Annotated in this window: 22 protein-coding genes; 16 read left to right on the top strand and 6 right to left on the bottom strand. The window is 67.3% G+C overall.

The genetic code is table 11. The annotated features are described in order from the left end of the window. Positions 1–10: 10 nt before the first annotated feature. From R2733_23595 to lepB (R2733_23580), 4 genes are all read left to right on the top strand, one after another. Positions 11–964: a WYL domain-containing protein gene (locus tag R2733_23595; GenBank protein ID MEZ5379505.1), complete on the top strand. Its 954-nt coding sequence runs from the start codon at positions 11–13 to the stop codon at positions 962–964. After that, positions 964–1,923, top strand: coding sequence for a WYL domain-containing protein (locus tag R2733_23590; GenBank protein ID MEZ5379504.1), 960 nt, complete (start codon positions 964–966; stop codon positions 1,921–1,923). Before R2733_23595 ends, R2733_23590 begins: the two co-directional genes overlap by 1 nt. 101 nt (positions 1,924–2,024) lie before the next feature. Further along, positions 2,025–2,597, top strand: a complete 573-nt coding sequence (lepB, locus tag R2733_23585; protein ID MEZ5379503.1) for a signal peptidase I — start codon at positions 2,025–2,027, stop codon at positions 2,595–2,597. A 42-nt stretch (positions 2,598–2,639) separates the two neighbouring features. Next, positions 2,640–3,242 carry a signal peptidase I gene (gene lepB, locus R2733_23580; protein ID MEZ5379502.1) on the top strand — a complete coding sequence of 201 codons (603 nt, stop codon included), beginning with the start codon at positions 2,640–2,642 and terminating at the stop codon, positions 3,240–3,242. Here lepB (R2733_23580) and R2733_23575 read toward each other — a convergent pair. The 3 genes from R2733_23575 to R2733_23565 are packed head-to-tail and all read right to left on the bottom strand — an operon-like array spanning position 3,209 to position 5,025. Beyond that, on the bottom strand, positions 3,209–3,670 hold the full coding sequence (locus R2733_23575; GenBank protein ID MEZ5379501.1) for a barstar family protein: 462 nt from the start codon (positions 3,668–3,670) through the stop codon (positions 3,209–3,211). The genes lepB (R2733_23580) and R2733_23575 overlap by 34 nt on opposite strands. Then, positions 3,667–4,266, bottom strand: coding sequence for a ribonuclease domain-containing protein (locus R2733_23570; protein MEZ5379500.1), 600 nt, complete (start codon positions 4,264–4,266; stop codon positions 3,667–3,669). The genes R2733_23575 and R2733_23570 overlap by 4 nt, the downstream gene beginning before the upstream one ends. Positions 4,267–4,269: 3 nt before the next feature. Then, on the bottom strand, positions 4,270–5,025 hold the full coding sequence (locus R2733_23565; GenBank protein MEZ5379499.1) for a glycerophosphodiester phosphodiesterase: 756 nt from the start codon (positions 5,023–5,025) through the stop codon (positions 4,270–4,272). 164 nt (positions 5,026–5,189) lie between these two features. Here R2733_23565 and R2733_23560 point away from each other — a divergent pair, with 164 nt between their 5' ends. From R2733_23560 to R2733_23515, 10 genes are all read left to right on the top strand, one after another. After that, on the top strand, positions 5,190–5,519 hold the full coding sequence (locus R2733_23560) for a hypothetical protein (GenBank protein ID MEZ5379498.1): 330 nt from the start codon (positions 5,190–5,192) through the stop codon (positions 5,517–5,519). A 164-nt stretch (positions 5,520–5,683) separates the two neighbouring features. Further along, complete coding sequence (locus R2733_23555; protein MEZ5379497.1) at positions 5,684–6,115, top strand: hypothetical protein; 432 nt, start codon at positions 5,684–5,686, stop codon at positions 6,113–6,115. After that, positions 6,112–6,906: a twin-arginine translocase subunit TatC gene (tatC, locus tag R2733_23550; protein MEZ5379496.1), complete on the top strand. Its 795-nt coding sequence runs from the start codon at positions 6,112–6,114 to the stop codon at positions 6,904–6,906. Before R2733_23555 ends, tatC begins: the two co-directional genes overlap by 4 nt. After that, positions 6,903–9,599 (top strand): DEAD/DEAH box helicase, encoded by a 2,697-nt coding sequence (locus R2733_23545; GenBank protein MEZ5379495.1) that lies wholly within the window; start codon positions 6,903–6,905, stop codon positions 9,597–9,599. Before tatC ends, R2733_23545 begins: the two co-directional genes overlap by 4 nt. Then, the gene (locus tag R2733_23540; GenBank protein ID MEZ5379494.1) at positions 9,596–10,195 is read left to right on the top strand and encodes a hypothetical protein; all 600 of its coding nucleotides are present in this window, start codon (positions 9,596–9,598) and stop codon (positions 10,193–10,195) included. Before R2733_23545 ends, R2733_23540 begins: the two co-directional genes overlap by 4 nt. A 46-nt stretch (positions 10,196–10,241) precedes the next feature. Further along, positions 10,242–11,852, top strand: coding sequence for an FAD-dependent thymidylate synthase (locus tag R2733_23535; GenBank protein MEZ5379493.1), 1,611 nt, complete (start codon positions 10,242–10,244; stop codon positions 11,850–11,852). A gap of 68 nt (positions 11,853–11,920) precedes the next feature. Continuing rightward, positions 11,921–12,808, top strand: a complete 888-nt coding sequence (locus tag R2733_23530; GenBank protein ID MEZ5379492.1) for a LysM peptidoglycan-binding domain-containing protein — start codon at positions 11,921–11,923, stop codon at positions 12,806–12,808. Positions 12,809–12,933: 125 nt separating this feature from the next. After that, positions 12,934–13,440, top strand: a complete 507-nt coding sequence (locus R2733_23525; protein ID MEZ5379491.1) for a hypothetical protein — start codon at positions 12,934–12,936, stop codon at positions 13,438–13,440. A gap of 1 nt (position 13,441) precedes the next feature. Further along, positions 13,442–13,990, top strand: a complete 549-nt coding sequence (locus R2733_23520; GenBank protein ID MEZ5379490.1) for a hypothetical protein — start codon at positions 13,442–13,444, stop codon at positions 13,988–13,990. Further along, positions 13,987–14,502: a GNAT family N-acetyltransferase gene (locus R2733_23515; protein MEZ5379489.1), complete on the top strand. Its 516-nt coding sequence runs from the start codon at positions 13,987–13,989 to the stop codon at positions 14,500–14,502. Before R2733_23520 ends, R2733_23515 begins: the two co-directional genes overlap by 4 nt. Here the strand turns inward: R2733_23515 and R2733_23510 are convergent. The 3 genes from R2733_23510 to R2733_23500 all read right to left on the bottom strand — a co-directional run bounded on the left by R2733_23510 (position 14,465) and on the right by R2733_23500 (position 17,906). Next, positions 14,465–15,226 (bottom strand): crotonase/enoyl-CoA hydratase family protein, encoded by a 762-nt coding sequence (locus R2733_23510; GenBank protein ID MEZ5379488.1) that lies wholly within the window; start codon positions 15,224–15,226, stop codon positions 14,465–14,467. The two genes, R2733_23515 and R2733_23510, sit on opposite strands and share 38 nt — an antisense overlap. A gap of 19 nt (positions 15,227–15,245) precedes the next feature. After that, positions 15,246–16,817, bottom strand: a complete 1,572-nt coding sequence (locus tag R2733_23505) for a hypothetical protein (GenBank protein MEZ5379487.1) — start codon at positions 16,815–16,817, stop codon at positions 15,246–15,248. An 81-nt stretch (positions 16,818–16,898) separates the two neighbouring features. Further along, positions 16,899–17,906 carry a tyrosine-type recombinase/integrase gene (locus R2733_23500; protein ID MEZ5379486.1) on the bottom strand — a complete coding sequence of 336 codons (1,008 nt, stop codon included), beginning with the start codon at positions 17,904–17,906 and terminating at the stop codon, positions 16,899–16,901. Between the two features lie 128 nt (positions 17,907–18,034). Here R2733_23500 and R2733_23495 point away from each other — a divergent pair, with 128 nt between their 5' ends. After that, positions 18,035–18,190, top strand: coding sequence for a hypothetical protein (locus R2733_23495; GenBank protein MEZ5379485.1), 156 nt, complete (start codon positions 18,035–18,037; stop codon positions 18,188–18,190). A 91-nt stretch (positions 18,191–18,281) separates the two neighbouring features. Continuing rightward, positions 18,282–21,518 (top strand): BTAD domain-containing putative transcriptional regulator, encoded by a 3,237-nt coding sequence (locus R2733_23490; protein ID MEZ5379484.1) that lies wholly within the window; start codon positions 18,282–18,284, stop codon positions 21,516–21,518. Positions 21,519–21,562: the final 44 nt, after the last annotated feature.

Genomic DNA, 21,562 nt, shown 5'->3' with positions numbered 1-21,562 from the left:
CGTCGGCTCCGTGTCCAAACTCGAACGCCTCCTCAACCTCACCGCGGTGCTGCTCGACACTCCGCGGCCACTCAGCGCCGAAGACCTTCGCAAGAGCGTCGAGGGCTATCCACCGCCGGGTCCGTCGTTCCGCCGTGCGTTCGAGCGCGACAAGGACGACCTGCGAACGATGGGCATCCCGCTCACCGTCGCCCGAGTGCCGGGGGTCGACCCGCCGGTCGACGGCTACCGGATTCTTCCCGAGGACTACTACCTCGCGGATCCGGGCCTCGACGCCGCCGAACTCGCCGCCCTTCACCTGGCCACGATTGCCGTGCGTGTCGACGGCAGCGGTGAGGGTCGGGAAGCGTTGTGGAAGCTCGGCGGCATGGCTGGCGACGTGGCACCTGATGGTTCGCCCTCGGTGGCGAGCCTCCCCATCGATCCTGCGGTGACCCCGTTGTTCGAAGCGATCAGGGAACGCCGAGCCGTTCGGTTCGGCTACCGCGGCGAGCAGCGCACGATCGATCCCTGGCGTCTGCACTTCCAGCGGGGTCGCTGGTATGTCTCGGGGTTCGACCAGGACCGCCAGGCGGAGCGCAACTTCCGGATCGGACGCATCGACGGCGACGTCGACGTACTCGGCGATCAGGCCTGGTCGACCGAACCACCCGAGCACCGCGAAGCCGGCCGTGCCCTCCAGGGATGGGAGCTGGGCGAGGAGGCACCGACACCGGTCGAGGTCGTGGTCGACACCGAGCGGGTTGCCTGGTTGCGCCAAGAGCTCGGCCCCAACGCCACCGAGCGCCCGGCGACGCCGTCCGAGGGACCGCACGACAGTGTGGTGTTCACCGTGGGTGTCGTGAACCTGGCTGCCTTCCGCTCGTATGTGCTCGGCCTCCTCGAGCACGCCGAGGTGCTCAGCCCGGCCGAGCTCCGGGCCGACGTCATCGCCTGGCTCGAAGCGATCGAGGAGGCCGGCTGATGGCTGCGGCGAACGCGTCCGACCGACTCCGCCGGGTGCTCGCGATGGTCCCGTGGATCGTGGCGAACCCAGGCGTCGAGGTGGCCGCCGTCGCCCACCGGTTCGGCATGAGCGAAGCCGACGTTCTCGAAGACCTGAACGTCGTCTGGATGGTCGGCCTCCCGCCGTACACCCCCGATGCACTCGTCGAGGTCGCGATCGAGGACGACAAGGTGTGGATCCACTACGCCGACTTCTTCTCACGACCGCTCAAGCTCACCACCGGTCAAGGCCTGGCGCTGCTGGCGGCCACCGACGGCCTGCTCTCGGTTCCCGGCACCGAACCCGATGGGCCGCTGGCCCGAGCGCTGGCGAAACTCGCCGAGGTGCTCGGCGTCGAGCCCGACGTCAACCTCGAGGTCGATCTGGGAGCGGCCGAGGCGCCGATGTTGGCCGAGCTCCGCCAGGCCGCCGAGGCCGCCCAGGATCTCATCATCGACTACTACTCGTACGGCCGCGACGAGCGCTCCACCCGCAGAGTCTCCCCGTGGAGGGTCAGCTCGACCGGCGGTGCGTGGTACCTCGAGGGGTACTGCCACACCGCCGAGGGGGAGCGACTGTTCCGAGTCGACCGCATCGAAGACCTGCGCCCGACCGGCGAGCCGAGTGCGCATCGCCCCGACGACTCCGGCCCCGAGGTGCGATTGTTCCACCCCCGCGCCGACGATCCGAAGGTCACGCTGTGGCTTGCGCCCGAGGCCCAGTGGGTGATCGAGACGTATCCGACCGAGTCGGTCAAACGCCGTCGCGACGGATCGAGCGAGGCCACGCTCGTGATCACGGCGGTGCCGTGGCTCGAACGCTTGCTGCTCCGACTGGGGTCGCAGGTCCGGGTCATCAGCGCCGACGACGAGCGACTCACGAACCTCGGCTCGGCTGCTGCCTCTCGTGTGTTGGAGCGTTACCGCCATTCGAGATGACGGCCCCGTTCGTGGCGAGGGCGCCGTTAGTCTCGTAGGTGATGCACGACGCCTCCGACCAACCGGTTCAGCAATCCGGTGAGGGCGCCGATGGGGATCCGATGACTGCACCCGCCGACGTCGCCGAGCCGACGCCCGAGATCGACGAAGATGCCAAGGCCGTCCGCGCGGTCATGGAATGGGTGGTCGTCGTGGTGGGTGCGATCGCCGTCGCCCTGTTCGTGCGTGGCTTTTTGTTCCAGCCGTTCTGGATCCCGTCGGAGTCGATGGAGCACACCCTGGAGAAGCAGGACCGGGTCATGGTCAACAAGCTCAGCTATCGCTTCGGCGACATCAGCCGGGGCGACGTCGTGGTGTTCGAGCGTCCTGACGACGACCCCAACGGCTATCAAGACCTGATCAAACGAGTCATCGGGCTACCGGGCGATGTGGTCGAAGGGCGCGATGGTGCGGTGTACGTCAACGGCGAGGCCATCGACGAGCCCTACCTCGATCCGGTCGACGTGATCGTCGACTTCGCGCCGATCACGGTGGCCGAGGGTGAGTACTTCATGATGGGCGACAACCGAGACGACTCGTACGACTCCCGATTCTTCGGCACCGTCCCCGAGGGCAACATCGTCGGTCGAGCGTTCGTCCTCTTCTGGCCGCTCGACCGCGTCGGCTCGCTCTGACCGGTTGCGAACCGACCCGTGCCGAACGACCCCGACCGAGCCGTGACCGAACACGACGCCGACACTGACGGCACTGACGGCTATCCCACCGCCGAAGTGAGCGCACCGATCGATGAGTCGCCATCGTCGCCCATGCGGGCAGCCATGGAATGGGTGTTGGTATTGGGAGGCGCGATCCTCCTCGCCCTCGTGGTCCGCAGCTATGTACTGCAGGCATTCTCCATCCCGTCCGAGTCGATGGAGTCGACCTTGGTCGTCGGCGACCATGTGGTGGTCGACAAGCTCAGCTATCGCTTCAGTGACATTCACCGGTTCGACGTCGTCGTGTTCGACCGGCCGCCCGGTCTGCCGAGCGAATACGACGAACTCATCAAGCGCGTGATCGGTCTGCCGGGCGACACCGTCGAGGGACACGACGGCGCGGTCTTCGTGAACGGCGAGGCGATCGATGAGCCCTACCTCGATGACGACGTCACGATCGTCGACTTCGCGCCGGTGGTGGTGCCCGAGGGCGAGCTGTTCATGATGGGTGACAACCGGAATCGGTCCAGCGACTCCCGCGTCTTCGGGCCGATCAGCGACGACACCGTCGTTGGCAAGGCTCGCTTCCGCTACTGGCCACTCGACCGTCTCGGTGGACTCTGACCGATCACGGGGAGCCGGTCGAGTTGTGGGAGTTCGCTTGCGGCTCGCCCGAGTGACTGCCCGCTGATCACGACGGCGAACCGTCGCTGGTGACGGTCCCAGTGCCGCGCCACGTCGATCAGGATCTCGACCGCTGTGTCGGGCACCGGCGAAGTGAGCACGAGCAGCAGGGGAGCGGAGGGGAGCCACGACAGGTCGCGCATCACCTCTTCGAAGGCATCCCAGTTGTTGCCGACCCATTCAGGAAAGGTCGCTGCTTCGCGCACGGCGGCGAGGAAGGACTCCTTGGAGGCGTGCTCACCTTCGACCACCAACGGTCGCCAGCCGAGCCCCTCGGCCCGAGGTGCAAGGTCGTCGGGAAGCGTGTCGATGGACCAGACGCCGGGGGCGGTCCAGCCGGTGAGCAACGCGTCGATCGGTTCGATCATGACGACAACACGATCTCGCGGAACGAGTCGTAGTGGTCGTCGGTGTAGTACAGATCGCCGTCGGTTCCCGCAACGATGCGGCGGGCGCCGCGATCACCCTCGCCCGGGGTGACGACGGTGTACTCGCGGTAGTAGCCCTGGGGCTGATCCGGCAGGATCCCTTCTCGGTTCTGGAACACCGAGTCGTCTTGGGAATAGGGGAACGGGCCGCCCGAGGCGACGAGGTCGAGCGTGTCGATCGCCTCGATCGGCAGTTCGGCCGGCGCGATGGCCGGGAGCCCACTGAATCGTGCGGTCGGCGGCGCCTCGTCGTTGGCGCTCGGCGCGTCGTGGAGGGTGTCGTCGGCTGCCGCGTCCTCAGCTTCGTCGGCGGCGGTGTCGTCCACTGCCGTGTCGTCAACTGCGGTGTCGTCGGCGGTCGCCGAGGTGTCTTCGGCCGGGGTTGCCGTCCCGCCGGCGGTGATCTCCGCCGCAACCTCGCTGCTCGACAGCTCGTTGTCGTTCGTGGTGTCGTCGCCGCCGGCGAGGGACACGATCACCCACGCCAGGATGACCACGACGGCACCAGCCAGGAAACTCTTGATGTTCGGTTTCATCGGCTACTCCGGCTCGTTCGGCTGATGGGCGTCGCTGGACTCGGCGTGGTCGGGATAGAACGCCGCCCACTGGGCGGCAAGACGGTCGGAGTGGTCACTGAACACACCGTCGATACCGGCGTCGAGGAGGTTCGCGATCTCACGGGGGTGCTGGGCGTCCCAGCCGAGGGCGTACCGCTCGAAGCGGTGGAACATGGCGATCGCGCCACCCGACCAGTCCATGTGGCGAAGGTTGATCGCATCGATCCCGGTGTCGCGCAACCGGTGGGCCCTGCGCTCGATCCCCTCGGCGATGCGTGACAGCCGTGTGGAGTCGACGAGCCGGGCTTCGGTGGCATGGCGCCACGGGAGCAGCTGCTCGAGTGTGGGATGACACAACCACAGCTGGTGTTCGGCCCCTGCATTGCGTGCGACCGCGACCACGGCATCGAAGGCAGCCGGGTCTTTCACATCGAGTGAGAACGGAACACTGGTCGTGACCGAGTCGTAGAACTCGGCGAGTGTCGGCATGTGCGACGGCAGTTGCGAGGTGCGCAGATCGGCGATTTGACGACGCCGCAGACGTGGGCCGAACGCACCATCGTGATCGAGCACCGGCTCGCCATCGGCGGTGATCCAGACGTCGCTCTCGAGTCCGGTCGCACCCAATCTCAGTGCGAGGCGAAACGATTCGATCGTGTTCTCAGGGGCGTGTGCACGTGCTCCACGGTGGGCAAACGCAATCGGAACGTCGAGCAGTGGTGGCAGTCGCGGCGGCACGTCCACCATCTTGCCAACGCAGATCCACCGCAACCACCAATCCACCGGGCACAATGACGCAGGGGCAGGAGATCTGTGTTCTCTTGCCCATGTCCTCAAGAGTGCCCTACCTCCTGCCGAACCTATGCGAGTAGACGAGGAAGACGGTAGGAGGAACTCCCAACATGGCGACCATTCGAGCCAGCTGCCCCGATTGCGGCGATGTCGAGCTCACCACGAATGACGTTCAGGTTCGCATCTGCGATGACAACAACCACGGCACGTATTCGTTCCGTTGCCCCCACTGCCGCATGGTGGTGGTGAAGTCCGCAGAGACTCGCACGATCGATCTGCTGGTGGCCAGCGGTGTGTCGTTCACGACCTGGCGCCTCCCCGCCGAGCTCAACGAGGTCCATGCCGGCGAGCCGATCAACCACGACGACCTCCTCGACTTCCACGATCTCCTGATGGACGACTCGGCCCTGGGCCAGGCGCTGTCGGAGTTCACCGGTTAGCTCGAGCAATTCGAACATCTGCCTCGTCGACACGAGCCGCCGGGAGCCCCCGGCGGCTCGTTCGCGTTCTGCCAGGCGAGGGGGGCGTCGACCGGCGAGCACGAGCACGGCGACTCAGTCTGGCGAGGCTCTGCTGCTGTACGCAGGCCGCTAGTCTGGCCGCCATGTTCGGGATCGGAGGAGGCGAGTTCTTGGTCATCGCCCTCGTGGCGCTCATCGCCGTTGGTCCCGAACAACTGCCATCGGTCATGCGCAAGTTCGGCAACTACGTCGCCCAGCTCCGAAGCCTGGCCGACGGTGTCCGTGGCGAATTCATGTCGGGGATGGACGAGCTCGATCCGGTCAAGTGGACCGGCGACGGCTCCGACGAGAAGCCGATCGTCCCGCGGGGCTATGCCGAGTCGGCATCGAAGTCCACGATCGACCAGGCGTTCGGCCCCCGCGGTGCGAGCGCCGCGGCCAAGGCCGAGGCTGAAGCGGCACCCGACACCGAGGCCGCAGAAGAGACTGTGGCCGAGGCCGCTCTCCCGCTCGAGCCCGACACCGACCCCGACATCGAGTCATCGCACGCCGAGCAGGATCCGCCGGCTTCGTGAAGGTGTCGTTTCGCAAGAAGAAGACGCCTCGGTCTGCCGAGGCCGACATGTCGCTCGTCGAGCACCTGTCCGAGCTGCGCTCGCGACTGATCAAGAGCGTGATGGCCGTGGTGATCGGTGCCGTCGTCGTGCTCGTGTTCCAACAGCGGGTCTTCGATTTGCTCACCGAGCCGTACTGCGAGGTCGGTACGAAGGTGGCGAGCGACGGTGCGGAGGACTGCGCCCAGTTCCTCGCCACCAGCCCGCTCGACCAGTTCGACGTCTTGATCACACTCGCCGGATGGGGCGGCTTGATCCTCGCCCTGCCGGTCATCTTCTACCAGATGGCGCGCTTCGTGCTGCCCGGGCTGTATCCCAACGAGAAGCGGGCGGTGCTCCCGTTCCTTGCTGCCTCGATTCTCCTGCTGTTCGCAGGCGTCGTGACCGCCTACCTGTTCCTGCCGCGGTCGCTCGAGGTCTTGAGCAACATCGGCAGCGAGGACCGCTTTGCTCAGTTCTATACCGCCGATCAGTACCTCAGCTTCTTCATCAAGATGCTGCTGGCGTTCGGCATCGCGTTCGAGTTCCCGCTGGTGCTGGTCTTCCTGCAGATGACCGGCATCGTGCAAACGGCAACGCTGCGACGCCAGCGCCGCATCGCCCTGGTGCTGGTCGTCATCGCTGCGGCGATCATCACGCCGACCGGTGATCCGTTCACATTGAGCGTGGTCGGCGTACCGATGTACTTCTTCTACGAGGCGTCACTCATCATCGGCGGGCGACTCACGAAGAACCGAGCAAGCCTGCTGTGACCGCCGAGTCTGCCTTCGTTCAGTCGCTCGGGTTCGAGCCTGACCGATTCCAACTCGATGCGTTCGCCGCGTTCGACGAGGGGGCGCACGTGATCGTGGCCGCGCCCACCGGTGCGGGAAAGACGCTCGTGGCGTCGTATGCGATCGATCAGTTGTTGCGCCGCGGCCGGCGCGTCTTCTACACCACGCCGATCAAGGCGCTGTCGAACCAGAAGTTCCGGGATCTCATCGGAACCTATGGCCTCGATCGTGTCGGTCTGCTCACCGGTGACAACGCGATCAACGGTGACGCTCCCGTGGTCGTGATGACCACCGAAGTGCTGCGCAACATGCTCTACGCCGGGCGACGCCTCGATTCGCTCGGTGCGGTCATCCTCGACGAGGTGCACTACCTCCAGGACAGCTACCGAGGGCCGGTGTGGGAGGAGGTCATCATCCACCTTCCCCGAGACATCCAGCTGGTGGCGCTGTCGGCCACGGTGTCGAACGCCGACGAACTCGCCGAATGGATGGAGACCGTCCGCGGCACCACTCGACTCGTGGTCGAGACGCGCCGACCGGTCGAACTGGAGAATCTCTACCTGGTGGGCGAGCGGGCGAGTGCGAAGCTTCATCTGATCAAGACGCTGTCGCAGGGCAAACCCAACGCCAAGGGCTTCCGCTACGACCCCGAGATCCAGCGAGGGCGCAACCGCAAGGGCCCCAAGGGGCCGAAGGGGCGAACCCGTCCGAAATGGCAGACGCCACGCCGAGTCGATGTCATCCAGCTGCTGCGCGAGCGGGAGCTGCTCCCCGTCATCTACTTCCTGTTCTCTCGCGCTGCGTGTTCCGAGGCCGCGCTGTCCGTGCTCGATGCGGGCATCACCCTCACCACCAGTGAGGAACGCGAACGCATCCGCCAGATCGCCGCCGAACGCATGGCGAACCTCAGCGACACCGACCGTGCGGTCCTGGGCTACGACCGATTCCTCCAGGCGCTCGAGGCCGGTGTTGCCGCCCACCATGCCGGCATGGTGCCCCCGATGAAGGAAGTCGTCGAGACCTGCTTCGAGCGGGGCATGGTCAAGGCGGTCTTCGCGACCGAGACGCTCGCACTGGGGATCAACATGCCGGCCCGAACGGTGGTGATCGAGAAGCTCACCAAATGGAACGGCGACGGCCACGAATTCCTCAGCCCGGCGCAATACACCCAGCTCACCGGCCGGGCGGGGCGGCGTGGCATCGACGACTTCGGCGATGCGGTGGTGCTGTGGTCACCGTGGGTTCGCTTCGAACAGGTCGCCACGCTCGCCGCCAGCCGCGACTACGTCCTGCGCTCGGCGTTCCGCCCCACCTACAACATGGCCGCCAACCTGGTGCGGCGCTACGACCCCGAGCGGGCCCGACAGTTGCTCAACCTGTCGTTCGCCCAGTTCCGTGCCGACGCCGACGTCGTGCGAGGTGAGTATCAGCTCGAGAAGTTGCGCGACCGCTACGCCCAGATCGAGGGTCGCATCGAGCGAGAGTTCGGCCCGATCGGTGAACTCCGTGCGGCGCTCGCCACCGAGTCCGAGATCGAGGCCGATCCCGACGAAATCGCCTTCGCACTGAGTCAGCTGCGCCCGGGCAACGCGCTCGAGGTTGTCGCCGCCGACCTCCCCTCGCCGGTCGTGGTGATGGCCGTGGCCTACCGCAAGGGCGGGCGTGTGAAGGTGTTGGTCGCCGACACCGAAACCAACAGCTACGAGATGACCGCACCCATGCTCGAGCGGGTGCCGGTGCACCTCGGCGACGTCGCCGTGCCCGATCCGTACCTGCCGAACAGCGTCTCGTTCGTCTACGAGATCGGCCAGGCGTTGGCGACGGCGAACTTCCGGGCGAGCAAGCGCCGTTCGCTCGGTCCCACCACGATCTACACCAGCGACGCCGATGTGCCTGCCGGTGCCCGTAAGGGTCTGCGCCGTCTCGACAAGCTCGACGCCGAGATGGCGTCGATGCGCACCGGGGTCAACTCGGCCGCCGAGTCCCTCGGGCTGCAGTTCGATCGGGTCATCGAGCTGCTCACCGAGCGAGGCCACCTCGACGGCTGGTCGCTCACCGCGTCGGGGGAGCGGCTGGCTCGGATGTACCACGAGCTCGACCTGCTCGTCGTCGAGGCCATCGAAGCCGGCCTGTTCGATGGACTGGCCCCGTCCGAGGTTGCGGCGCTGGCGTCGACCTTCATCTTCGAGGAGCGCCGCAGCCACGATGTGCCCGAGCCGTGGTTTCCCACCGACGAGCTCCGGCGCCGGTTCGGCAAGCTCACTCGCCTGCATCGAACGCTCGCCAACCACGAGCATCGGCTGCGCCTGAACGAGACCCGGGTCCCCGATGCCGGCTTCATGGCGGTCGCCCACAGCTGGGCCGCAGGAGGGCACCTCGATCAGGTACTCGACGACGAGGAACTCACCGCCGGTGACTTCGTGCGCACCGCGCGACTGCTGATCGACCTCTTGCGCCAGATCGCCCAGTTGGCCATCGATCCTGCCACTCAGCGTGCGGCCAGGGCCGCCTCGGATGCGGTGCACCGCGACCTGGTGGCCGTCTCGTCGGCGATCGACCTCGACGGCGATGAGCTCGACGATGACGGTCTCGACCTCGACGGTCTCGAGGATGACGGACTCGATGATGTCGGACTCGATCAAGACGGCCTCGATCGAGCGTCGGACTCGTGACCATCGAGAAACACTCGGTCTGGGCCACCGAGACGGTCTGGCCGGTCGGCGGTCCACGTTTCGATACCGATCGCGAGCTGGCGGCGGCCGCCGCCGCTGCGCTGGAGCGAGGCGAGCAGCTCGAGGCGGTGCTCGCAGCGGGTGATCTGCGGCGCACGCTCGGTGGACCCCGTCCCGAGAACGCAGCGCCGTATCGGTACCCGTGTGACCTCGGCTTCGTCCGGCTCGACGACGGTCCCGAACTCCCCTTCGCCGCCCACGTGGTGTGCCATCGTCGCTGGTGGCAGGGAGAGGCGGCAGTGGTCATGAACGCCGCCTACGTGGGCGAGCGGTATCTCGGACCCCGGTCCCATCCCAACGACGACCTGCTCGATGTCACCTTCGGTGCCCTCCCGCTGCAGCAGCGGCTGATGGCCTCGAAGCGTTCCCGGCAGGGCACACACCTCCCGCATCCAGCACTCACCGTCGTCCGTCGGCCGGTCTGGGCCCACGACTTCGCCCGCCCGACCGCCGTGTGGATCGACGGTCGTCGCACCGGTCGTTGCCTCCATCTCGAGGTCCGTCTGGTCACCGATGCGTTCGTGGTGATCGCATGACGGGGATGCACCCCCTTGGGTGTTCACCCGAATACGCTCTGTCACCGTGAGTACGTATGTGGTCGAGGAATTCACCGCCGCCGAGGCCGATGTCCTTCGGCGGTACTTCACGAACCTCGACCTGCCGGTTTTCGCCCTCGTCAACCTCCCCGAAGTCGTCAAGGGTGCGTTGTTCGCCCGCTATTCCCGTTCGCCGAAGAGCCTGCGCCGGCTGTTCCTCGACGAGTTCGTCGGTGAACTCGACATCGAAGGCGATTCCGGGGTCGATGCCACCATGGGCCTCGACCGAGCAGAACAGCTCTACGAGCGCATCTTCGTCGAATACGGCGACGACTCCGTGGCCCAGTTGGGCGGCGTGCATCTGGCCTGTGAGCAAGCATCGAACTTGCTCACCAAGGTGCTCGAGTGGGGGCGTCTCGCCTCGTATCTCGAGCAATCGACCCGCTACATCTCCTACGACAGCCGGGTCGGTGGCCGCTACCGCTACTACCGAGACCCGGTGATCCTGGGCTCCGAACTCGGCACTCGCTACGTCGGCGATCTCGATCGGCTGTTCGACACCTACGCCGAGCTCGCCGACATCGTCACCGACCACGTGCGCGCCACCACACCGAAGGCGGCATCGGACTCCGACTTCGTGTACCGCCAGGCGATCAAGGCCAAGGCGCTCGACGCCGTCCGTGGCATCTTGCCCGCAGCCGCCCAGTCGAACGTGGGTATTTACGCATCGGGGCAGGCCTACGAACAACTCTTGCTGCGGATGCGGTCGCATCCGCTCCCCGAAGCCCAGCTCTACGCCGATCTCATGCTCACCGAGCTCCGCAAGGTGATCCCGTCGTTCGTCCGACGGGTCGACCTGCCCGAGCGCGGCGTGGAATGGAGCGAGTACCTGGCCGACGCTCGGCTGTCCATGGAGGACATCGCCGAAGACCTGCTCGACGAGGCCGGTCCCGCCGATACCGATGCCCGGGTCGAGCTGGTCGACTTCGATCCCGACGCCGAGATCAAGCTCGTGGCGTCGATGCTCTATCCCTACTCGTCGCTGCCTGAACGGCGGATCGAGGAACAGGTGCGGGCCATGACGGTCGAAGACCGGCTGCGGGTCATCCGGGCCTACACCGGCGATCGCCGCAACCGTCGGCATCGGCCCGGCCGGGCGCTCGAGCGTCCGTTCTACCGCTTCGACATCCTCGCCGACTACGGCGCCTTCCGGGATCTGCAGCGTCACCGGCTCCTGACCGTCGAGTGGCAGCAGCTCACACCCGCCCACGGGTTCACCCGCCCCGAGCTGGTCGACGAGGCGGGGGTGGGCGACCGCTTCGACGCTGCCATGGAGCGCTCGGCCGCCCTGTTCGATGCGCTCGAGCCGGCGTTCGGCCCGCAGGCGTCGCTGGCGGTGTCGTTGGCCTACCGGGTGCGCTTCAACTTCAACCTGAACGCACGATCCGCGATGCACATGCTCGAACTGCGCTCGACCCCACAGGGCCACCCGGCCTACCGCACCGTGGCCCAAGAGATGCACACCGCCATCGCCGAGCAGGCCGGTCACCATGCCGTCGCAGCGATGATGAGCTTCGTGAATCACGACTCCGAGACCGAACTCGAACGCCTCGACGCCGAGCGGCGAGCCGAGGCTCGCCGCACCGCACGCTCGTAGGGCCAATCGAACCAGGCCCGCGTGGGCCCAACGACTCATCTTCGTCGTTCGTCGGCCGATAGATCGGTATGGCTCTTCCATTGATGGTTCGACGCATCACTGTCTCGGCATTTGCCTTGGGCTTGGCGACGACGGGTGTGTTGGCACTCCCGGCGGCGGCAGCCGCGAGTGACGACGGCTCGACCTATACCGTCGGCGAAGGCGACACCCTGTCACACGTCGCGCTTCGCACCAACACCTCCATCGAGGATCTGCGAGATCTGAACGGACTCGGGAACGTCGACCGGATCTACGTCGGCCAACGTCTCGTCGTGTCGGTTCCGACGATCACCTACACCGTGGCCGATGGCGACACGCTGTCGGCGCTTGCGGTGAAGTGGGGCACCACTACCACCGAACTCGTGGCCTTGAATGGGTTGGTCAACGACGATCGCATCCGAGTCGGGCAGCAGCTCCAGATTCCCGCCACTTCGTTGGCTGCGGTCATCGACACCATCGATCTCGATCGGTATCCGAACCTCCCCGAGCGCATCCGGCAGCGGCCGGAGCGACTTGCCCTGATCCCCGTCTTCGAGCGGTGGGCGGCGGCCAACGATCTGCCGGTCGATCTCCTCATGGCCACGGCCTGGCACGAGTCCGGCTGGAACCAGGAGGCGCTCTCGAGCGCCGGTGCGGTCGGCGTCGGGCAGTTGATGCCGGTGACCGCCGAATGGATCGGTGCCAGCCTGATCGGCCAGCCAGCGCTCGATCGTTTCGAGGTCGAGGACAACATCCGCATGAGCGCTCGCTACCTCGACTGGCTCCTGGATCGCAACGACGGCGACGTTCGGCTCTCGCTCGGCGGGTATTTCCAGGGGCCGACCTCGGTCAGCAACGGCGAGTGGCTCGACGCCACCGAGCAGTATGTCGCAAACGTGATGGCACAACGAGCGCTCTTCACCGACAGCACGGACTGAGGATCGGCAGAGAAACGCCAGCTCAGGGAATTGCGGTCGAACTTTGGGGCGAGATTCGGCGGTTGCGGGTGTTCTCTGTGTAGAGTCCGCCCGTTCCAGGAGAACCACCCGATAGGTCTGCGGTAATGAGTGACGACGACATCGAAGAAACAATCGACGACGAGGTCGAAGAGGACCTCGACGAGGATCTCGACGACGACGATCTCGACGCAGATCTGGATGGCGATCTCGACGACGACGATCTCGATGACGACCTCGGCGACGACGAGTTCGCCGTCTCCGACGAGGTCGGTGACGACGACGAGGAAGAAGAAGACGAGGAGCCGGCCCGCCCGCGAGCTCGCAAGGTCGATCCCGACGAAGACGACGATGACGACGATCTCGATCCTGACGATGTCGAGGCCGATCTCGACGCCATTCTGAAGGATCGGATGGCAGCCTCCGACGACGAGGACGACGACGAAGACGACGACGGCCCGAAGCCGTTGCCGGCCGAGAGCAAGCGCAACGACGAGTTCGTCTGCGATAGCTGCTTCATGCTCGTGAACCGGGCCCAGTTCGGCAAACCCACCAAGCCGCGCTGCCCGATGGGCGATCCCGACTGCCCGTCGATCGTGCGCCTCTTCGGCTGAGATGGCCGGCAACGGCGATCCGAAGTCCCCGCTCGACCAACTGGTCGATCTCTTCGTCTACGCGCCGGTCGGCTTCCTCTATGAGCGCGATGAGGTCGTCGACCGACTGATCACTCGCGGCAAGAGCCAGGTGCAGTTGGCTCGGCTCATGGCCAAGATGGCGTCACAGCAGCCCGGTGGTACCGAGGCCATGGTGAACGAGGCGGTTGGATTCGCGGCCGACGTCGTTGCCAAGAGCCTGGCGGAGTTCGGCGCAGCGCTGGGTCTCGTGCCCACGCCGGCTCGTGCCGGCGAGCGAGACGACGTGGTCGACGTCGAGGAGCACCCGAGTCCTGACCCGGTCGGCGATGCAGACGCAGACGACGTCTCCACCGCCGACGCCGAGTCGGTTGCGTTGCCGATCGACGACTATGACGCCCTCAACGCCCGTGCCGTCGTTGCGGCCCTCGATGATCTGACCCTCGACCAGGTGGAAGTGATCGCGGCCTACGAGCGGTCGCATCGCAACCGCAAGACCATCCTGGCCAAGGTCGATCGGATGGGCGCATGAGCGAGGGCGCTCGTCGGGCGAGTGTCGATGATCTCGCGGCGATCACGACGGTGCTCGAGACCGTGGTGCCCGAGGTCGCCGAGCAACGGGGTGGTGCGACGTTCCTGGTCGCCGAGGGCGCGGCGCTGCAACCCCTGGCCGAGGCCCTGGACGATCCGGATTCGGTCGTGCTGGTCGGCACTTACGACGACGTCGTCCTCGGTGTGGCAACGATGCGCTTCGTGGAACGAGCCGACGGCCGGACGGCTGGGAAGATCGAGCGTCTGGTCGTCGACGCGGATGCACGAGCCTCGGGCATCGGCGAGGCGATGATGAACGAGCTGCTCGAGGCGTGCGAGGCCCGGGGATGCGCCGAGATCGAGTCGGTCGCGCTCCCCGGGGATCGTCACACGAAGAACTTCTTCGAGTCGTTCGGGCTCAAAGCCCGGATGCTCACGGTGGCACGGTCGCTGAGCGACCGTTCTGCCAAGTCGCTCAGCGACCCTTCCACTGAGGGGCCCGCTTCTCGATGAAGGCCAACGGGCCTTCGGCATAGTCCTCGGTCTTCGCCAGACGGCCCATGGCCTTGCCCGACAGGGCGAAGGCGGCGTCGTCGTCGAGACCGACCGACCCCTTCATCACCCCCAGGCTCTCACGCACGGCGAGCGGAGCGTTGACCGTGATCCGCTCCGCGAGGGTTGTCGCCTCGGCCAGGGCCTGACCGGGTTCGCACAGCACGTTCACCATGCCGAAATGGTGGGCCCGTTCGGCCGAGATGGGATCACCGGTGAGGATCAGTTCGGTCGCAACATTGCGGGGGAGGGCCACGGGGAGGCGGAAGAGCCCACCGGCGGCGGCGGCCAGCGATCGCTTCACCTCGGGCACTCCGAAGCGAGCGTTCGACGAGGCCACCACGAGATCACACGACAGCACGATCTCGGTTCCGCCGGCGAGCGCCGGTCCGTCGACCGCGGCAATCAGCGGCTTGGTGCGAGCCCGCCGAACGATGCCCCCGAAACCTCCCCGTTCCGTGCTCATCTGGGCGCCCGTTCCAGTCGAAACCGCCTTCAGATCCGCCCCCGCGCAGAACACTGGGCCGGCACCGGTGATGATGCCGACCCAGATGTCGTCGTTCGATTCGATCTCGTCGAGCGCTGCCTCGATGCCCTGGGCGACGGGGCCGTTGACGGCGTTTCGGGCGTCGGGACGATTGATGGTGATGAAGCCGATGTGGTCGGAAACCGTGAAGTCGATCATGGCGCCGACACTAGAGGCATCAGCCTTCGCTGACCTCTTCCTCGGCCGGTGTGGTGTCGGCCGGTGCGGCGGCCTCAGCGTCTGCTGCCGGCTCACCAGCGGGGAGTGCGTCGGGGGCGGGGTCGCCGGCCTCGAGGGCGTCGGGCGCCGGGGCGCCGGCGGGAAGCGCGTCGGGGGCAGGAGCGCCGGCCGGAAGGGCGTCGGGGGCCGACGGAGCCTCGCTCGCTGCGGCGGCGGACTCGGTTGCCGGAGCGTCGCCGGCGGGAGCCTCCGATGCAGCAGCCTCCGATGGAGCAGCCTTCGACGGAGCAGCCTCGGACGCAGGGGCGGGTGCCGGCGCCGACTTCTTCTTGGCGTTGTCGCGCTTGGGGCGACGACGCTTCTTCGATGCGGCCTCGGCCGGGTCGATGCCGAAGTGTGTGGCGATGTCGGGGACCCGATCGGCGATGCGCTTGACGGCCTCGAGGAGCTCAGGAGTGGGTTCGGCCGGGTAGCCGGCAGGGGTCACGCCGCCGCGAACCGGGGAGTAGGCCAGCGCATCGACGACCGCAGCCCAGCGGTCGGGTGCAATGTCGGCGCTGAGTGCGGCCGAGGCCGCCTCGGTGAGCTTGGTGGCCAACTCGGCAGGGATGGGAGCCCCGGCCTTGACTGGACGCGAGCTGAGTCGCAAGGCCCGGATGGTGCGGCCACCCTGCACGGCGGACTCCAGTTCGGCCAACCAGGCGGCCTGATCCTTCTCGAGCCTGGCGTTCAACCCGGCGCGAAGCTGCTCGGCCTTCGCTCGAGCCGACTCATCCTTCGAGGTGGGATCGGCTGCGCTGACCACCGACCGCAGGTCGCGGAGCTCGAGCTCGTCGAGATCAGCGAGCGCGGCGTCGGCCCGGTCGTGCCAGTCGGCGTTCTTCATGGTGGAGACCATCGGCTCGGCGATGGCCAGCACCGTCTTCATCTCGATCGTGGGGGCACCGGCAGCCGCGGCCTCGGTGTTCTGCTTCTCGATTGCCGCCCGGACGGCGGGGAGCCCACCCTTGAGCACCTGCTCGGCGATGGGGCGATGCTCCTCGGGCACGGCCTCGAGTGCGGCGTTGCGATGCACCCGACCGGGACGCAGTCGCTTGGCCTTGGGGCGGGAGTCCTCTCGGGGGCCACGGCCACGGCCGCCGTCACCACGCCCACCCTCGCGACGAGGGCCTCGCTCACCATCGCCGCGGCCTCCGTCGCGGCGGGGGCCACGCTCGCCGTCGCCACGACCACCTTCACGGCGCCGACGCCCACCGCCACGACGATCGTCGTCGCGGTCGCGCCGGCCGGTGCGGACGGTGGTCACCAGCTCGTCGTCGGAGACCGGCCGGGACACCATCTGGAGCAGGTCGGTGCGTTCCTTCTTCGCCTTGGGCGGGAACACCTCGGTGACCTCGATGCCATCCAGGTGGAACTCGGCTTCGACTCGCACGACGTCGCCGATCTTGGCGTCGGGATAGAGGAGCGAGCCGCTGAGCTCACCCTTGGGCTGGCGAGCGTTGGCCGCCCGCCAGGTCCAGTTGCCGTCGTCACGGGTGCTGGTGAGTTCGACTTCGATTCTGCGAGCCATCGTGGCGCTCCTACGTTCGATGTGGGCGCATAGCGGCGCCACCGGCGCGCCACAGTGACACGCACGCCGACCACGCTATCGTCAGTCGCCCTCGGTAGAGCCCTCCGGCGTGGCAGCGGCGACGGTGGCGGTCACCTCGCTCAGTGCGCGATAGGCGTCGTTGCTCCTGGCCGCTGCCCGCACCTCGCGAGCCGTCGCATCGACGTAGCGCTGCGTGGTGGCGAGCGACTCGTGACCGAGCAGCCGTTGCAGCTCGGTCCCCGATGCCCCGTTCCTGGCGAGATTGGTGGCAAACGTGTGGCGCAGCGCATGCACGAGCGCGCCCCTCGGGACGCGGGATCGGATGCCGGCTTCTCGATACAGCCGATCGACGAGGTACTGCAGCCCTCCTCGTTGCATCGGGCGTCCCTTGGTGTCGACGAACAGGGCGGCATCGACCGGGATCCGACCGGGGAATCGTCGGAGTCGCGTCTCGAGGTAGTGGTGGATGACCGCTTCGACCTCGGCTTCGAGTGGGACGGTCCGCTCCTTGTTGCCCTTGCCTCGCACGGCCAGCACCCGCTCGCCCGGCGGACCGTCGATCGACCGCATGGTGAGGTCGAGGATCTCGGCGAGCCGGAGTCCGCCGGTGATGAGGGTGACGATCAGCGCGAGGTCGCGTTCGGGCCAGGGGTCGCGAGCCGTCTTGCGCCCGGTGGCCGCCGCCGTCAGCAGGAGGTGGATGCTGTCGTCGCCGACGATGGCCTTGGGCCGGCTCTTCGGAACGCGTGGTTTCTCGATGGCGGCCATGGGGTTGCCGGGAACGACACCCTCGGCGACAAGGAAGGTGTACAGCTGGTTCCAGGTCGACCATGTTCTCGACACGGTCGATTCCGATTGATGACTGATGCCGGCGAACGCCCGCCGCAGGGTGCGGATGTCGAGGTCTTCGACCCGCAGCTCGGCCATGGGGCGCTGGGTCACCTCGGCGAGCTGCACGAGGATCGCGTCGAAGTCTCGTCGATAGGCGGCGAGTGTGTGAGCGGAATGTTTCTTCGGGCGCCGAGCGAGGAAGAACTCGTCGATGAGCGCCGGGAGCGGATCGGACACCCGTTCCACCGTAGTGGGGTGGTCACGCCGGATTGGGCCGTTCGGCTCATACCACCCCTCGACCGGCCGATAGATGTCCGAGAAGGAAGGGTCCGATGCACCACCGTTTGTCTTGTCCGTCGTGTTCGATGAATGCGAGCACCACCGATCACCGCCACTTTGCTCCCGCCGGCGTCGTCGATGGTGCCGAACTCCGCCGCTGTCGCAACTGCGGCGAACTCGTCGTGCTCGCTCGGGGTACCGAGGCCGGGCATCGAGCGGCGGCGCTCTCACGGGCGTCGTGAGCGCCGCTGGGTGACCCACCGCTCAAGTTGCCACGAGTGAACCGCTGCTCCGAGGCGACAAACCCTGTGATGACCGGCCACACTACGTGGGATGACGCCGCCCACGCACGGTGAGCGCCTGGTCGGGCTGCTCGAGGACGCCTTCACGGTCCCGCTGACTCTCGTCACGGGCGGCTCGGGCTGGGGCAAGTCCACCCTCCTCGCCTCATGGACCGACGGCCACCGGGTGCTGCCGGTCCGAAGGAGCGGCCTCGATCCGACGCCGATCGCCTTCGGTCGTCGCTTGCTCGAAACCGTGGCCCTGCGCCACCCCGGGGTCCAGCTCCCTCCGGTGCTCGACACCACCAGCGGCCGCGGACCCGACGCCGACGCCGTGGCTTCTGATCTCGCCGAGCTGGTCGCCTCCGCCGTTCGGGGAGCGCTCGACGACACGGTGTCCCAGCCCCTGCTCCTCATCATCGACGATCTGGAGGAACTCCCGCCCGGGGTGCCGGCGCTCGTGCTCTCGCTGGCTCGTCAGGCCCCTGGCGAATTGCATCTCGCCGTGGCCACCCGAACGGCGGCCGACCTGCGTGTCGCTCGACTGCGAGCCGAGGGACGACTGGGCGAGATCACGCCTCGTGACCTCGCCTACACACTCGACGAACTCCGTCACGACCTGATCGAGCGTGTGGGCGATGCCGCCGCCGAGCAGGCCGAGCGCCTGCATCGCCTCACGAACGGTTGGCCGCTCGCCGTCGAGCTCGTGGTGAACTCGCTCCAACGGTCGGCGCCCGAGCACTGGCAGGTCCGCATCGACTCGCTCGACCAACCGGGCAGCCCGCTCGCCGACCTGTTGATCGAGGAGGGACTTGCCCAACTCGACGACCTCAGCCGACAGGTCCTGCACGTCGCCGAATCGGTGCCTCGCCTCAATCATCGGTTCTGTGAGGCGGTGGGACTTGGCTCGACGACGGCCGACGTGCTGGCGCGTCTCTCCGAAACCGGTCTGTTCCTGACCTCCGATCCCGAAGAGCACGGATGGTTCCGTTCGACCAAGCTCGCGGCGACGGTATTTGGCATGTCGCCGGCGAGCATCGACGTCGATCCGAAGGTGCTTGCCGACGCATACGTCGCGAGTGGGCACGTCGACGATGCCCTCGTGGTGTGGTCCGATCGACTGGGGATCGGGGAGCCGGCCGACCTCGTGGCCTTCGTCGTCGACCACGGTGAGGAACTGGTCGCACGAGCCGATCCCGAGCGCCTCCAGCGGGTCCTCGACCATCTCGGCACCTCCGACGATCCGGTGATCGCCGAAACCATCGGACGGGTGTCGTTTCGTCGTGGGGACTGGGATCGTGCGCTCGAGGCCTTCGAGCGCTGCGAGCGACTCACCGGGTCGCTCCCCGCACGGCTGGGAGCGAGGTTGGCCCAGATCCGCTATTTGCGGGGTGAGATCGGCCCGGCGATCGCCGTCTGCGAGCGCGCAGTGCTCGGCCAGGGCGACCGGGCGGCCGACGCTCGGGTCTGGGCGTGGTGGTCGTCGGCGCTGTGGCTGCGAAACGAGGTCGACGCGTGCGCGGAGAAGGCCGAGCTCGCGTTCGCCGCCGCCAGCGAGAGCCGCAACGACGAGGCGCTCGCGACGGCCCACACCGTGATGGCCATGCTGGCGGCGCTCCGCTCGGATCGCTCGGCCAACGACCTCCACTACCTTCGGGCGCTCGACCACGCCAAGCGGGCAGGCGACGTCATGGCGATCATGCGGATCCGTTCGAATCGCGGTTCGCGATTCATCGAAGAGGGGCTGTACGCGGAGGCGCTGATCGAACTCGATCAAGCCATCGACCTGGGCGAGACGAGCGGCTTCGGGACGATGCTGACGATCGGTCTGGTCAACCGGGGCGAGGCGTACCACGCGATGGGGCGACTCGACGACGCGTTACGGGATCTGCGCAGCGCGCTCGAGGTGGCGACCCGTATCGGCTCGCTCGAGGCGGCGTATGCCCTCCTCGAACTCGGATTCGTGCAGTTCGATCGAGGAGAGACCCGTCAAGCTCGCGCGTCGCTGACCGAAGCGCTGGCCATGGCCGAGCCTGAGGGCGACCTACAGGCCATCGTTCCCTCGCTCGTCGGCTTGACCCGCTTGGCACTGATCGATCGCGAAACCGAAGCCGGCGGCGTCGCTGCCGCCCGGGGGTTGATCGATCGGGCACTCCAGGGCGAGGCCTCGCTGGACCATCCCCAGGCGCTGTCGGTGTCGTCGATGGTGGCACTGGCGGAGGGGAATCGCGAGCGTGCCGCCGCCGACGCCCGGGCCGCTGCCGATATCGCCGCCGTCCGCCGAGACCGGCCGGGGCTGGCACTGGCCTACGAGATGCAGGCGCTCGCCAGCGATCCGCCCGATCCGGTGTGCGCCGACCGGGCACTGACCATCTGGCGCGAGATCGGCAACGCGGTCGGGGAGTGCCGGGCGATGCTGGTGAAGGCGAGGGCTGTTCCGGAGCAGGGGAGCGCCCTCACTCGGTCGGCGCAGCTCCGGGCCGAACGCATCGGTGCTCGCGGGCTGGCCGCCGATGCCGAGTTGCTCCACCGCGAGCTGGCGCAGGCGGTGCGGCACGGGCTCGAGGTCCGCACGATGGGGAGCTTCGTCGTCACCCGCGATGGGGAGGACATCGGGATCGCCAGCTGGCAGTCGAAGAAGGCCCGGGACCTGTTCAAGATGCTGTTGGCACGCCGACCGGCGCGGATGCCGCGTGACCAGATGATCGAGATGCTGTGGCCCGACGAGCCGCCGGCCAAGTCGCAGCGGCGGTTCTCGGTGGCGCTGAGCACCGCCCGAGCCGTTCTCGACCCCGAGAAGCGGGAGGCGTCCGATCACTATCTCACTGCCGACGCCAACACCGTGGCACTGCGAACCGAGAATCTGCAGCTGGATGTCGCCGACTTCCTGGCGCTCACCGACGAGGCCGAGCAGCTGCGGCGTGGCGGCGATCTGGTGCTGGCCCGGGCCGAGATGGAGCGCGCCAGCGGGCTGTACCGGGGACAGTTCCTCGAGGACGACCTCTACGAGGAGTGGTCGGTGGCCATGCGTGAGCTGTGTCGGCTTCGGTTCCTCGACCTCTCGCGCCACCTGGCCCGACTCTACGAAGGCGACGGCGACCTCGAGCGGGCGACGAGTCAGTGGCTGCGGATCATCGAGTCCGATCCCTACGACGAAGAAGCGCATCTCGGGGTGGTGCGACTGCTGACGGCGAGCCGTCGCCACGGCGAAGCTCGTCGCGCGTACCGTCGCTACGCAGGGCAGATGGCAGAACTCGGGATCGAAGCGGCGGCATTCCCCTCGCTATGAGCGTGCGGATTGGGCCGCTCGAACTCGACTCGAACATCACTTGA

Source organism: Acidimicrobiales bacterium (assembly GCA_041394265.1).
GTDB lineage: Bacteria > Actinomycetota > Acidimicrobiia > Acidimicrobiales > SZUA-35 > JBBQUN01.
The sequence above is the reverse complement of the archived record's forward strand: the minus strand, read 5'-3'. Positions and strand labels throughout refer to the sequence as shown.

Bases quoted from the DNA above. Each gene is read 5' to 3' on its own strand.
- R2733_23590 (MEZ5379504.1), top strand. From the start codon at position 964: ATGGCTGCGGCGAACGCGTCCGACCGACTCCGCCGGGTGCTCGCGATG.
- lepB (MEZ5379503.1), top strand. From the start codon at position 2,025: ATGACTGCACCCGCCGACGTCGCCGAGCCGACGCCCGAGATCGACGAA.
- R2733_23575 (MEZ5379501.1), bottom strand. From the start codon at position 3,670: ATGATCGAACCGATCGACGCGTTGCTCACCGGCTGGACCGCCCCCGGC.
- R2733_23570 (MEZ5379500.1), bottom strand. From the start codon at position 4,266: ATGAAACCGAACATCAAGAGTTTCCTGGCTGGTGCCGTCGTGGTCATC.
- R2733_23560 (MEZ5379498.1), top strand. From the start codon at position 5,190: ATGGCGACCATTCGAGCCAGCTGCCCCGATTGCGGCGATGTCGAGCTC.
- R2733_23555 (MEZ5379497.1), top strand. From the start codon at position 5,684: ATGTTCGGGATCGGAGGAGGCGAGTTCTTGGTCATCGCCCTCGTGGCG.
- R2733_23530 (MEZ5379492.1), top strand. From the start codon at position 11,921: ATGGCTCTTCCATTGATGGTTCGACGCATCACTGTCTCGGCATTTGCC.
- R2733_23525 (MEZ5379491.1), top strand. From the start codon at position 12,934: ATGAGTGACGACGACATCGAAGAAACAATCGACGACGAGGTCGAAGAG.
- R2733_23520 (MEZ5379490.1), top strand. From the start codon at position 13,442: ATGGCCGGCAACGGCGATCCGAAGTCCCCGCTCGACCAACTGGTCGAT.
- R2733_23515 (MEZ5379489.1), top strand. From the start codon at position 13,987: ATGAGCGAGGGCGCTCGTCGGGCGAGTGTCGATGATCTCGCGGCGATC.
- R2733_23510 (MEZ5379488.1), bottom strand. From the start codon at position 15,226: ATGATCGACTTCACGGTTTCCGACCACATCGGCTTCATCACCATCAAT.
- R2733_23505 (MEZ5379487.1), bottom strand. From the start codon at position 16,817: ATGGCTCGCAGAATCGAAGTCGAACTCACCAGCACCCGTGACGACGGC.
- R2733_23495 (MEZ5379485.1), top strand. From the start codon at position 18,035: ATGAATGCGAGCACCACCGATCACCGCCACTTTGCTCCCGCCGGCGTC.
- R2733_23490 (MEZ5379484.1), top strand. From the start codon at position 18,282: ATGACGCCGCCCACGCACGGTGAGCGCCTGGTCGGGCTGCTCGAGGAC.